This is a genomic window from Pedobacter psychrotolerans, from assembly GCF_004340665.1.
Taxonomy (GTDB): Bacteria; Bacteroidota; Bacteroidia; order Sphingobacteriales; family Sphingobacteriaceae; genus Pedobacter; species Pedobacter psychrotolerans.
Window position 1 is genome coordinate 196,043 of record NZ_SLWO01000008.1, and the last position, 13,719, is coordinate 209,761.

Consider the following 13,719-nt stretch of genomic DNA (forward strand, 5'->3'; position numbering starts at 1 on the left):
CTTATAATTTTTGGCCTAAAACCTTCACCATTTTATTTTTCCAGTCGTAAAACTCACCAGAAATTATTTTCTCTCTGGCTTGCTTAACCAACCATAAATAAAAGTGTAGGTTGTGTAATGTCGCAATTTGTGCGCCAAGCATTTCTTTGCTATGCACCAAATGCCTCAAATAAGCTTTACTGGTCACCAGGTCAGCATGTAAGTCACTTTCAGCATCAAGTGGAGAAAAGTCATTTTCCCACTTTTTATTTCTGATATTAATAATGCCATTTCTAGTGAAAAGCATTCCATTTCTGGCATTTCTTGTTGGCATAACGCAATCAAACATATCAACACCTAATGCGATGTTTTCTAATATATTAATAGGTGTTCCAACCCCCATTAAATAACGTGGTTTTTCATATGGTAAGATATCGCAGACCACTTCGGTCATGGCATACATTTCTTCAGCAGGCTCACCCACAGATAAGCCACCGATAGCATTCCCTTCACGGTTCATGCTGGCTATAAACTCAGCAGATTTGATCCTCAAATCTTTATATACAGATCCTTGTACAATGGGGAACAACGTTTGATCAAAACCATATTTAGGTTCAGTATTATCAAAATGCGTGCAACAACGTTTCAACCAGCGGTGCGTCATTTTAATAGATTGCGATGCATAGGTATAATCGCAGGGATATGGCGTACACTCATCAAAAGCCATGATAATATCAGCACCAATAGTGCGCTGAATGTCCATTGCATATTCAGGCGTAAAGAGATGTTTTGATCCATCTATATGGGAATGAAAAGTAACACCCTCTTCTTTAATTTTGCGTACTTTACTTAAAGAATATACCTGATAACCACCGCTATCAGTTAAAATCGGGCGATCCCAGCCGATAAATTTATGCAAGCCGCCTGCTGTCTCCAATATATCTAAACCTGGTCTCAGGTATAAATGATAAGTATTACCTAAAATAATTTTAGCATCTATATCGTCTTTAAGCTCGCGCTGGTGAACAGCTTTTACTGTTCCGGCCGTGCCAACAGGCATAAAGATAGGAGTTTGTATTTCGCCATGGGCAGTAGTAACAGTCCCGGCTCTGGCTTTTGATAAAGGATCGTTTGCCTGTAAAGTAAATTTCATATAGGATGCAAAAGTAACAAATTTACCACAGCTACATATACTGTTGTTTAGTTTAATGGCTTAAATTAAACAATAATGTTGAACTGGTTTTCTGTATCAGAAATCTAAATTGAGGTATTGTCAAACATATCTTCTATGAGGCTGAAATAATATTTAGAATGTTTTTTTCAACATCAGGGATATTGCAGATTTAAAATAGGAAATTTGCGCCTATTTATTTTATCATCGTGATCTTAACCTTACCTGAAATTATTCTGCTTTCCATATTGGCTTTTTGCCTTTTAGTTCAACTTTATTTTGTCTTATTTGTGCACTTAAAGCTGGCTAATGCTGCGGTGGAAGAAATTCCATTTATAGCCAGAAAGCCCCTAAGTGTGATTGTTTGTGCGAGAAACGAAATCAAAAATCTAAGTGAATATCTACCAACTTTAATGACTCAAAACTATCCAGAATATGAAGTGGTGGTCGTTAATGATCGCTCCTGGGATGGAACTGAAGAGTTTCTGGAACAAATGGAGAAAATATACAGCAACCTGAAAGTGGTTAAAATTTTGGATAACGATAAGTTTCTGGCCGGGAAAAAATTTGCAGTAACCATGGGGATAAAGGCAGCTAAATATGAATGGCTGGTTTTTACGGACGCAGATTGCACTCCAGGATCAGATCAATGGTTGATGAATATGCAACAGCCTGAAGACGAAAATATCGAAATTGTTTTAGGCTATTCCCCATATTTAAAAAAACGTGGTTTGTTGAATGCCCTGATTCGTTTCGAGACTTTTTTTACTGCTGTTAATTACCTTTCATTTGCATTAAAAGGAATGCCCTATATGGGCGTAGGCCGGAATATGGCTTACAAAAAGACATTGTTTTTTAAAAATAAAGGATTTGCGGCACACATGCATATCCCTTCTGGTGATGATGACTTGTTTGTAAATGCCAATGCTAACCGGTTTAATACGGCTATTCGCTTTCATCAGGATAGCCATGTATGGAGCCAACCAAATCGTACCTGGAGTGGCTACCTGAAACAAAAAAAGCGTCATTTTGGTGCAGGTAAAATGTATCAGGCAAAACATAAGTTTATTTTAAGCCTGCAAATTATTTTTCAATTTTTATTTTACGGCTTTTTTGTTGCAAGCATGTTTTTAGGTAGGGAATCACCATATATAGCAGGAGGTATACTTTTATTGAGCATTATCATCAGGAGTTTAATTTATCCGAAGTTATTGAAGCGATTAAACTATGGGGATTTGCGTTGGTGGTTCCCAATATTAGATATACTTTTGTTCTTGTTCTTAATACTGAACGGATTTTTTGCCATGTTTGGCCCGAAAAAAGTGAATTGGAAATAGATTTAACTATAAAAAAATTACCATATGGCTGATGTAAAACCAGATCTCATTTTAAAGTACTTTCCAGATCTGAATGCGAAACAAATTGATCAGTTTTCGCAATTATTTGATTTATATGTTTACTGGAATGCGCAAATTAATGTGATTTCAAGAAAAGATATTGAAGAGCTTTATGAACGCCATGTTTTACATTCTCTGGGAATAGCAAAAGTTTGCACTTTTAGAGCTGGCGAATCTGTTTTAGATGTAGGTACAGGAGGAGGCTTTCCAGGCATTCCATTAGCGATTTTGTTTCCTGATACAGAATTTTACCTGGTAGACTCTATTGGCAAGAAGATTAAGGTGGTGAAAGAAGTGGCTTCTGCTTTAGGTTTAGAGAATTTAAGGGCAGACCATTTGAGGGCAGAGCAAATCAAAGAAAAATTCAACTTTGTGGTTTCGAGAGCGGTTACCCGTTTAGGTGAATTTTATCCATGGATTCAAGGGAAATTTAAAAAGGATGCGATAAATGCCATTCCGAATGGAATTTTGTACTTAAAAGGTGGCGATTTGGATGAGGAGATCAAGGAATCAAAACTGAAAGCAGAATTATATCCGCTTTCAGCTTATTTTGAAGAAGATTTTTTTGAAACCAAATATGTGGTTTACGTACCGCAATAGGTATTAAAGCTTTTCTTTCCTTTTAGGTTGATCCATCATTATCATTTTATCTTTCAATGATTGTTGGAGGCCCGATTGTGTATCTATATTTTTTACTACTTCCAATACAGTATTTGCCGCATCGCTAAAGAATTGTTTTGTAATGGTTGAATACTCATCTGTTGCCTTGTGGTAATCTTTATGATCTTCCACGCCAAAATAAAGAAATGGAATGTTTTTGGCATTAAATGCGCCCTGATCGCTTTGATTTGTCCAGTCATCGTGGCCAAGTTTCGGGTCATCATGACCTAAAATAACTTTGATATCTTTTCTGGTTGTATCTACATATTTTTTTAGTGCGGGATACCTGAATGTACCACAAACATAAAGTTCAGCTTTTTCACTATGGCCAATCATATCCATATTTAAGTTTACAGCAATTGAACCAACTGGTACGGGTGGATTTGCTACAAAAGCTTTGGCACCTTGTAATCCCATTTCCTCTGCATCAAATGAGGCGAAAATGATGGTGTTATTGGGTTGGTTTTTCGAGAAGTATGCTGCAATCTTCAGTAATCCTGCCGTTCCCGAAGCATTATCGTCAGCACCGTTAAATACTTCTTCTTTAATCACACCTAAATGATCATAATGGGCAGATACTACAATCACATTTTTGCCTTTTCCAGGAATATAGCCAATTACATTGGTACCGTTGATCTTTGTTCCACTTCTGGAATTGAAAGTAAATTCCTGTGCGTAGTTGACATTTTGGGGGTAGGATTTTAATCCTAGTTTCTGAAAACGCTCAATAATGTAAGCCCTTGCCATTTCAGCGCCTTTGGTGCCTGTTTTTCTGCCTTGATAGGCATCAGATGATAGAATTTCTACATCTTTAAGTAATTGTGCATCTAATTTTCCTGAGCCAGTGGTCGTTTGATTTTTAACCGACGAACAGCAGCTGAGCATCATGGCTAAAGGAATAATATATAGGATTTTCATAGTTGTTCTTTTCGTAATTAAAACCAAGAAGTATAAAGGTATTTAAATTATAATATTGTTTCTAAAAAAACCTTATAGTTTGAAAAAGGCTTTTTATTAAGCGGCTACTTCCCTCAAATCTACCGCTACAACCCTAGAAACGCCTTGTTCGACCATGGTTACCCCGTAAATGATATCCGTACTAGCAATGGTACGTTTGTTATGCGAAACAATAATGAACTGCGACTGATCTGAAAATTTGCGGATAATATTGTTGAATTTATCGATGTTCGTATCATCTAAAGGCGCATCTACCTCATCGAAAATACAGAATGGAGCAGGTTTTAAAAGATAGAGGGAAAATAACAGTGCTGTTGCAGTAAGGGTTTTTTCACCACCTGATAGCTGATTGATGGATAATGGTCTTTTGCCTTTTGGACGGGCAATAATATCAATATCAGCCTCTAATGGATTATTTATATCAGATAAAATCAAATCGCAACTGTCTTCTTCATTAAACAGCGAACGAAAAACAACTATAAAATGCTCGCGAGCCTTGGTGAAGGCCTGCATGAATTTTTCTTTGGCTGTATCGTCAATTTCTTTGATGGTTTGTAAAAGGTCTGTTTTGGCCGTGTTTAAGTCCCTTTTTTGATCCTGGATAAAGACATAACGTTCTTCCATTTCTTTAAACGCTTCCATTGCCATCGAATTTATTGCTCCAAATTCATCCAGCTGGCGTTTCATTTTTTCTACTTTCTGCCTGATTTCAAACTCACTTTCCAATGTTTCTACAGCAGTTTCCGTTTCCAGAAGGTCGTTGATATCAATGTTAAATTCTACTGCTAGTCTTTCCTTTAATGAATTGAGGTCTATCTTCAGTGTATTCTTTTTATCTTTGATTTCCGTTAATAAAAAATCAGTTTCTTCACGATTTTTACGAATAACTGTAATGTTTCCTTCTAAATTATTGATGGTGCCTTTGCTTTCAAAATATTCTTTTTCTACGTCAGCAAGGCCTTTTTCCATGTCTTCACGCTGTTGATACATTTCTAAAAGTGTATCATCACTTAAATCAGTATGTTGTAAAGTGGCTGTAATTTGTGCTAATGTTTCCTGCAGTTCCTGATCATTTTGTGCTATTCTTTTATCCAGTGCTTCTTCCTGGACAAAGCGATAATCTAAATCTTTTTCGAGGCCAGCCAGCTTGTTTTGCTGTTGATGAAAGCGGATATTATCTTGATTATATTTGCTTGCAGACTCGTTTACCTGATCCGCAAGTTCCTGATAATTCAATTGCTGTTCCTGCAAATTAAGGTGTTCCTGTTGTTGTTTTTGCTGTAATTCAACTAATGCGGGTAACTTTTCTTCAAGGGATTTTTCAATGGAAGCGATTTTTTGAGCAATATCTGTTTTCCGGTTTTCGCTGGTGGTGATAAATTCCTGATATTGGTCACGCCTGGTTTGAACTGAAATTTGTTCATTGCTAAAACGATTCAATTCCTGCTGCAAAGTATTGATCTCATTTAGTTTTGAAGCTTCTTTAAGATTGAAAATTTGATTCGTTTCTGCATTAATGACTTCTGTATACCGATTGATCAGTGATTCAGAAGCCTTAATTTCTTTGGCTAAATTCTCTAGATTTTTAACTCGCCCAATACGCTTTCCCTCAAATAAACCTACTGATCCACCAGATAGTGTGAATCTGCTTTGTGCGTATTTTCCGTTTTTAGCGAGGATAGTTAGGCTTTCAGCAGAACTTTCTCTGAAAATTTGTTCCTGCTCTGAAACAGCCAGATACACATTTTGCAACAGTAGGTTGCAAAGTTTTTGATACTTTTTATCTACATCGATTACCGAAAGTGCCGGAACTAATCCTTCGTGTGGTGTAAAAACAGGATTTTTATCTGGGACATTTTCCAATACGAAAAAATTTGCACGACCGCGGCTGGAATCTGTTAATAAATTTATAGCCTGAACGGCATCTATATACTCATCAACCACGTAATGGTTCATTACCGGTTCCAGGTAATTTTCTATCGCTATCCGATAATCTTCATCACAAAACAAGATATCAGAAAGGAGTAAAGCATTTTTTGAAAAGCTATTATTTTTTTTTAGAAAACGAATCGATTCAGGATAACCTTCTAAACTATCTACGAGTGATTTGGTTAAATTATATTCATTTTGTTTAGCGTCTTTTTTACGGTTCTCAGCAGTAAGTTTTTCTTTGTTTGATGCTAACGTAATTTCTGATGCCGCCAGTTTTTCTTTAAGGATTTCTTCAGCTTCTTTAAACTGTTTGATGTTACGCTGCTTTTCCGAAATCTGGATGTCAAGTTCTGCTAAGGCATGATCAAAGGCTTTTAGCTCGAGTGTTTTAGTTTCTGCATCTCCCTCATTTCTATTGGTTTCCTGTACCAAGGCATCTTTTTGAATGTTGAGGATATCGATTTCTTTTTGCGATTGGTAAACTTGATTTTGCAACTCACCAAGTGATTTAATCAGACGATCAGTTCTATTTTTCTCAGTTTGTTGCTGTTCCCTTAAAGTATCAAGTGTTAATTTTAGTGACTTTAAATCAGCTTCCAAACGATTAAAAACCTCTGTTTCTATTAAAACCTCTTCATTTAAACGCTTGATATTGTATTTGATATGATTAAGTTGATTTTTGTCTTTCTCAAGCTCACCAGCTAAACGGGTTTCTTTTTCCTGCAAGAACCGCATCTGCTCGTTCTTTACCTTCTTTTCACTTTCATAAGCACGAATTTTGGAGATCAGTTCATTGGTTGCCTTTTGTTGTATGGAAAGATTTTTCTCCTGATTAATGCTGCCTAACTTAAGCTTTTGCAATTCAGCTTCCTGCTGATCGATTTTGGTACTCAGTTCTGACCTGCTTACCTGCTGATTTTGTTCCTGACTTTCTAATGCATCAAGGTCTGTGCGAAAAAAGGCAATTCTATGGGTAGCCAATTGAATGCTCAGTTCACGATACTGTTCTTTTAACTTATAGTAACGTTCTGCTTTTTTTGCCTGACTCTCTAACGTTTTTAAGTTCTTTTCGATTTCAAACAGCAAATCTTCCACGCGTTCCAAATCAGTTTCAGTATCTTTTAATTTATTGAAAGTTTGCTTCTTACGTAACTTGTATTTGGAAATGCCAGATGCCTCTTCGAATAAAGATCTGCGGCTATGCTCCTTATTGGTAATGATCTCATCAACCATTTTCAACTCAATAATCGAATAGCTGTCTGATCCGATTCCCGTATCCAGAAATAAATCCGTAATATCTTTTAAACGGCATTGAACATCATTTAGCCGATATTCACTATCTCCATTTCGATATAATTTTCGGGTAACGGTAACTTGCGAATAAGCCGTTGGGAGGATATTTTTTGTATTGTCAAAGCTTAATGAAACTTCAGCCAATTGTGCCTGTTTACGATTTTTTGTTCCATTAAAGATGATGTTTTCCATCTTTTCGGAGCGTAAAGCTTTAGTACTTTGCTCGCCTAAAACCCAGCGCATGGCATCAATTACGTTGGATTTTCCACAACCATTCGGGCCTACAATAGCCGTAACCCCCTCATTAAAATTGATGGTCACTTTGTCGCCAAAGCTCTTGAAACCTTTAATTTCTAACCTAGTAAGTTGCATGGTTTTGAATCGGGCGAACCGTATTCAATAATAAGGATAATTTTGGGGTTTTTCAAGGCATGACTTAGATTTAACTGCAATTAAGCCTCACCCTATGAAAGATAGATGGTAGGCATATGTTGTAGGTGCCCTCTCCGGGGGAGAGGGTTTTAAGGTGAAGTGGTTTGAACTCAAGAAGCCCAAAATGCAGTAACGCTGACGGCGTGAGGCTCTCTCTTTTTTACCTCACTATCATCAATTTGGCAAACTTCAGCAACAATTGCTTATTACCCAATCCCTGAAAAAATACGGTAGCTTTCACATCAGGTAAAGCGCCTTCCAGGCTGATAATTTTGCCGAAACCAAATTTTTCATGTTCTACCTCCATACCACCTTGAAATTCATGTGGTTGAGAGGGAGTAAATCCAGGTGTTGGTACGTGGGCTTTAGCCAATAGCGATGTCGTTTTTGGACGAGGCGGTGGGGCAGAGGTAGTACTTGCAGGCTTTGGTTTACTGTAGAAATCACGCGGTTGAGAAGTCCAGGTTTTACGCTCATCATCAAAATTACCTTCCAAGACATTGCTTTTGGCAGGTTTAACATCCAATTCCAAAAATCTTGGATTAATTTCATTGATAAAACGACTTGGTTCACAATTGGTCAATGTTCCCCAACGATATCGGGATGTTGCATAAGTGATGGTCAGTTTTACCTCTGCACGTGTAATGGCTACATAAAATAAGCGTCGCTCTTCTTCCAGATCGGAGCGGGAGTTTACCGACATTTGAGATGGGAAAAGGTTTTCCTCCAAACCAACAATAAATACGTTTTTAAACTCCAGACCTTTTGCCGAGTGAATCGTCATTAATGAAACAGTGTCCTTGTTTTTATCGCCGTCTTTATCATCATTGGTTAAGAGTGCCACGTCCTGCATAAAAATATCCAGACCTTTTTCTTCTATATCTTCACGTTCAGCAAACTCTTTTATACCATTCAACAACTCCTGGATGTTCTCATATCTGGAGCGGCCTTCTACACTATCATCCGTATACAGTTCTTTTAAAATTCCGGCATGTTGCGCAATAAACAAGGCAGAATCATAAGCATCTAACTTTTTAGCTTCAGCCTGAAAGCTTTGAATCATCATAGAAAAATCATTCAGCTGGTTGGCTAAACGTCCATCTACGTATTGATGTGCATTGGAAATGACATCCCACATCGTAATATTATTCTGAGCGGCGGCTACAATAATTTTATCAATAGAGGTATCTCCAATTCCACGTTTTGGATAGTTGATTACCCTTTTAATGGCTTCTTCATCTTTTGGATTAAAGGTTAAACGGAAGTAAGCAATTAAATCTTTAACTTCTTTACGTTGGTAGAAAGACTGTCCACCATAAATTTTATATGGAATATTTAGCTTACGTAAACCTTCCTCCATCGCCCTGCTCTGCGCATTCGTACGGTATAAAATGGCAAAATCACTATGTTTATAGCCTTTTAAACCGCGTTCCTGGATGATGGATTCTGCCACCAGTTTACCTTCTTCATTATCTGTAAAAGCACGGGAAACTTTAATCCTGTCGCCTTCAGCATTTTCGGAGAAAACATTTTTTTCTAGCTGATTTTTATTATTAGCGATGATACTACTCGCAGCATCAACTATATTTTGTGTAGAGCGGTAATTTTGTTCTAATTTATAGACCTTTAAATCCGGATAATCGCGTTCAAAGTTTAAAATGTTCTGAATGTTTGCCCCACGAAAAGCATAAATACTCTGTGCATCATCACCAACCACACAGATATTCTGATAAGCTGCGGCCAGTTTTTTTACAATGGTATATTGCGAAAAGTTTGTATCCTGGTACTCATCTACCATTAAATACCTGAACTTTTGCTGGTATTTATTTAAAACATCAGGATGTTCTTTTAAAAGAATATTAGTCTTAAAGAGTAAATCATCAAAATCCATGGCGCCGGCACGGAAACAACGCTTGGCATATTGTTCATAAATCTGACCAATCAGCGGACGTTTATTTTGAATATCTTCTGCCTGAATCTGATCATTGGCTTGATATTCTCCCCATGAGATCAGGTTATTTTTTGCTGAAGAAATTCTACCAAAAACGAAATTTGCGGCATATAATTTATCATCGAGCTGCATTTCTTTCAAAATGGCACGGATAACGCTTTTACTATCGTCCGTATCGTAAATGGTGAAATTACTTGGATAACCTATCTTTTCAGCCTCTACACGTAAAATCTTTGCAAAAACGGAGTGAAAAGTACCCATCCAGATGTTTTTCGCCTCAGTACCAACCACTTTACCAATCCGCTCACGCATATCTTTACTGGCTTTGTTGGTAAAGGTTAAAACCAGGATGTTAAAAGGATCGGTTCCGGTTTGGATCAAATGAGCAACCCTAAACGTAATCACTCTGGTTTTGCCCGATCCGGCACCAGCAACAATCATTACCGGTCCTTTCGTGTTCTCTACTGCTGCTCTTTGCTGGGGGTTTAATCCTTCTAAATAATTCAAATCGGCTCCTGTTTTTTGAAGTTCAAAAATAACAATTTTCATTTCTTTTTTTGGGAGGTGTTGGTAATTAGTTCATCATTTGCGTTTATGCACCATTTCAGTAGATTTTAGGATGAAATTTATTAATGTACTATATAAGGAAGGTAAGAAAATATAAGTTCATAGATCTTATGTGTTAAAATAAATTGATAATAGTCCAGTTTTCATTATTAATTTACCATTTAAGGAATGTAAGAAAACATAAGCTCATGGGGCTTACATGAATCTTATGTGTTAAAATAAATTGGATAATCATCCAGCTTTCTTCTAATAATGTACTAAATAAGTAATATAAGAAAATATAAGCTCATGAAGCTTATCTATAATCTCATTTTACTTACTTTGTAAAATAAATTGTGACTAATAAATAAATTCTTATTTAGGAATAGAATTTGATATGCCTTCGTTATGGAAGATAAAAAAATAAATAAAGATATAGCTTATACGGATATCCCGGAGGGTTCGACTACAGATGCCTATGCGAATTTAAAAGAGAAATTAGAAAGTGTTGAGCAGTTTCCAGGCATATACAATTTTAAGTTTATTATTACCGGGGGATTAGACAAAATAGAGGAGTTGCGGAAGGTTTTACCTCAGGATGAGTTTATCGAACAGCCTTCTAAAACTGGTAAATATGTTTCCATTACAGTGAAGAAGCAAATGCAAAATGCTGATGAGGTTATTTCAATCTATAAACAAACAGCAACTATTAAAGGTATTATGGTACTTTAAAGATGTATTTTGGAAAAGTAGATGATCAGCAAAATTTACCGCGCTACAATAAACTTTTTAGCCACATTATACTGACCTGAATCTGATGTGATTTTGAAAAAATAAACACCCGGAACAAAAGAGGCAGTATTAATTTCAAGCGTATGCTTACCGGTGTTCAAATATTCATTTACAACCGTTTTAACCAGGCGACCCATTAAATCAAAAACCTGTAGGTTGATTTTATCGGTTTCAGGTAAAACAATATCTAAATAGGTTTGGGAAGCAGCTGGGTTCGGGTAGTTTTGGGTAACCACAAACATTAAAAACTTATCAAATATTGCCTTATTAATTGCATCAAATATCACATAACTGATCAGCCTATAGCCTCGTGCGTTCGGGTGAAAAGCATCCTGATAAAGGGTGAAATCTCGTCTCATCGACGCGTTTATATCTGCCAGATAAATCTTGTATTCAGCTACTAAACGTCTGTAAATTGCATTTAAGGCTCTGATATTTGCATTTGTAGTAACTAAGGGTGAATTGTTCCTATCGTCTACATTTTGTAGTGTGCATAAAATTGGAACCAGTTTTTGCTTTAAGCTAATGGTTATTAACTGGCGCATGTTAGCCTCTGATTCTGCTAAACTTCCCTTTCCATTACTGATTGCAATTGCATCATTAATACCCATCGAAATTACAATAAAACCTGTACGGTCTTTAATTGCATTATCAATTCTGAGTAATCCTTGAAAGGTAGTCTGACCGCCAATACCTTGATTAGTAATGTCGACAACCTTATTAACGTAACAGTTTTCAAAATTATTTTTAAGCATATTCTGAAAACCTACTCCACCAACCCCTTCAATTGTACTGGCACCAAAAGTTACAATATTGATACTATCTTTAGCATAAAATTGGGCAGCTTCAGGGCAACTTACGCGAGACGGGGTTTGTGAATATACAACACCGGAGATACTTAAAGAAAAAATCAGCAGCAGAAAAGAAATTAATCTTGCGTTAAATTTCATTACAAATGATCATTCTGGTTGATTTTAAAGATATCTATTAGGGCTGCAATTTACATAAAAATGAATTAAAACGATTTATGAATGTAAAATTTTTAAGGGTGGATAAATCTAATCTTCTACCTGTTTAAGTTAACTCCTAAATGACTAAAAATGTAGTCCTTATCTTATCAATTTAGATAAAGCTTTTAGCCCAATTTTTATTTGAATATGCCTTTTATGTTAAAACCTTATATTTGCCCAAATTAATTTTGTTATGCAAGAGATTAAAAATTATGTAGAAACGCACAAACAACGCTTTTTAGATGAGTTGTTTGAATTGTTGCGTTTCCCATCGGTAAGTGCCGACCCAAAATATAAAGGTGATGTTTTAAAAACTGCCGATTATGTAGCTCAGAAACTAAAAGATGCAGGTGCAGAAAATGTAGAAATTTGTGCTACAGCAGGTTATCCGATAGTATATGGCGAAAAAATAATTGATTCTTCATTGCCTACTGTTTTAATTTATGGTCATTATGATGTACAACCAGCAGATCCTTTAGAACTTTGGCATACACCACCGTTTGAACCAACCATTCGTGATGGCAAAATTTATGCTCGTGGTGCCTGCGATGATAAGGGCCAATTCTATATGCATGTGAAAGCTTTTGAATTAATGATGGAAACCAATACGCTGGCCTGCAATGTTAAATTTATGATTGAAGGTGAAGAAGAAGTTGGTTCTGCAAACCTTGGTATTTTTGTTAAAGAAAATGCAGATCGTTTAAAAGCAGATGTCGTTTTAATTTCTGATACGTCAATGATCAGCATGGAACACCCTTCTATTGAAACTGGTTTGCGTGGTTTGGCTTACATGGAAGTGGAAGTAGTTGGTCCGAATAGAGATTTACACTCAGGTGTTTACGGTGGTGCAGTAGCCAACCCGGCAACTATTCTTTGTAAAATGATTGCTTCCTTGCATGATGAAAATAATCACATCACCATTCCTGCATTCTATGATCAGGTGGTAGAGTTGACAGCTGAAGAAAAGCAAGCTTTAAATTCAGCACCGTACGATGAAGCAGAGTATACAAAGGATCTTGATATTGCAGAAGTTTGGGGTGAAAAAGGCTATTCTACTTTAGAACGGACAGGCACACGCCCAACGTTAGAAGTAAATGGAATTTGGAGTGGTTATATTGGTGAAGGTGCAAAAACAGTGTTACCGAGCAAGGCCAATGCTAAAATTTCTATGCGTTTGGTACCTAATCAAAGTTCAGAAGAGATAGCAGAAATTTTTACTAAACACTTTGAAAGCATTGCCCCTAAAAATGTAAAGGTTAAGGTTACGCCTCATCATGGTGGCGAACCTGTTGTTACGCCAACGGATAGCATAGCTTATCAGGCTGCTGAAAAAGCAATAGAAGATAGCTTTGGTAAAAAGGCCATTCCAACACGTGGTGGAGGAAGTATTCCAATTGTTGCCTTATTTGAAGATGTATTGGGTATTAAATCGGTACTTTTTGGCTTTGGCTTGGACAGCGATGCATTACACTCTCCAAATGAAAAGTATGATATTTATAACTACTATAAAGGTATAGAGACGCTTCCCTTATTTCACAAATATTTTGCTGAATTAAGTAAATAATTTTTTTTAATAGATTTGGAGGTAGCGGCCATTCA

9 protein-coding genes are annotated in these 13,719 nt (G+C 36.5%); 4 read left to right on the top strand and 5 right to left on the bottom strand.

The features are described from left to right. Position 1 precedes the first annotated feature (1 nt). Positions 2-1,132: a tRNA guanosine(34) transglycosylase Tgt gene (gene tgt, locus EV200_RS19135; protein ID WP_132535585.1), complete on the bottom strand. Its 1,131-nt coding sequence runs from the start codon at positions 1,130-1,132 to the stop codon at positions 2-4. A 227-nt stretch (positions 1,133-1,359) separates the two neighbouring features. Here tgt and EV200_RS19140 point away from each other — a divergent pair, with 227 nt between their 5' ends. Both EV200_RS19140 and rsmG read left to right on the top strand, forming a co-directional pair. Beyond that, positions 1,360-2,487: a glycosyltransferase gene (locus tag EV200_RS19140; RefSeq protein WP_229676869.1), complete on the top strand. Its 1,128-nt coding sequence runs from the start codon at positions 1,360-1,362 to the stop codon at positions 2,485-2,487. Positions 2,488-2,511: 24 nt separating this feature from the next. Next, positions 2,512-3,147: a 16S rRNA (guanine(527)-N(7))-methyltransferase RsmG gene (gene rsmG / locus EV200_RS19145; RefSeq protein ID WP_132535587.1), complete on the top strand. Its 636-nt coding sequence runs from the start codon at positions 2,512-2,514 to the stop codon at positions 3,145-3,147. Positions 3,148-3,150: 3 nt separating this feature from the next. Here the strand turns inward: rsmG and EV200_RS19150 are convergent, their stop codons facing one another. The 3 genes from EV200_RS19150 to EV200_RS19160 form a co-directional block, all read right to left on the bottom strand. Further along, positions 3,151-4,125 (bottom strand): M28 family peptidase, encoded by a 975-nt coding sequence (locus EV200_RS19150; protein ID WP_132535589.1) that lies wholly within the window; start codon positions 4,123-4,125, stop codon positions 3,151-3,153. Between the two features lie 96 nt (positions 4,126-4,221). Continuing rightward, positions 4,222-7,761, bottom strand: coding sequence for a chromosome segregation protein SMC (gene smc, locus EV200_RS19155; protein WP_132535591.1), 3,540 nt, complete (start codon positions 7,759-7,761; stop codon positions 4,222-4,224). A 220-nt stretch (positions 7,762-7,981) separates the two neighbouring features. After that, positions 7,982-10,279: an ATP-dependent helicase gene (locus EV200_RS19160; RefSeq protein WP_132535679.1), complete on the bottom strand. Its 2,298-nt coding sequence runs from the start codon at positions 10,277-10,279 to the stop codon at positions 7,982-7,984. Between the two features lie 447 nt (positions 10,280-10,726). On the opposite strand from EV200_RS19160, the gene EV200_RS19165 reads away from it, so the two are divergent. After that, complete coding sequence (locus EV200_RS19165; RefSeq protein WP_132535593.1) at positions 10,727-11,050, top strand: DUF493 family protein; 324 nt, start codon at positions 10,727-10,729, stop codon at positions 11,048-11,050. Positions 11,051-11,085: 35 nt separating this feature from the next. Here EV200_RS19165 and EV200_RS19170 read toward each other — a convergent pair whose 3' ends face one another. Beyond that, a complete protein-coding gene (locus EV200_RS19170) occupies positions 11,086-12,060 on the bottom strand; it encodes an SGNH/GDSL hydrolase family protein (RefSeq protein ID WP_132535595.1) in 975 nt (324 codons plus the stop codon). A 253-nt stretch (positions 12,061-12,313) separates the two neighbouring features. Here EV200_RS19170 and EV200_RS19175 point away from each other — a divergent pair, with 253 nt between their 5' ends. Then, positions 12,314-13,684, top strand: coding sequence for a dipeptidase (locus tag EV200_RS19175; protein ID WP_132535597.1), 1,371 nt, complete (start codon positions 12,314-12,316; stop codon positions 13,682-13,684). Positions 13,685-13,719: the final 35 nt, after the last annotated feature.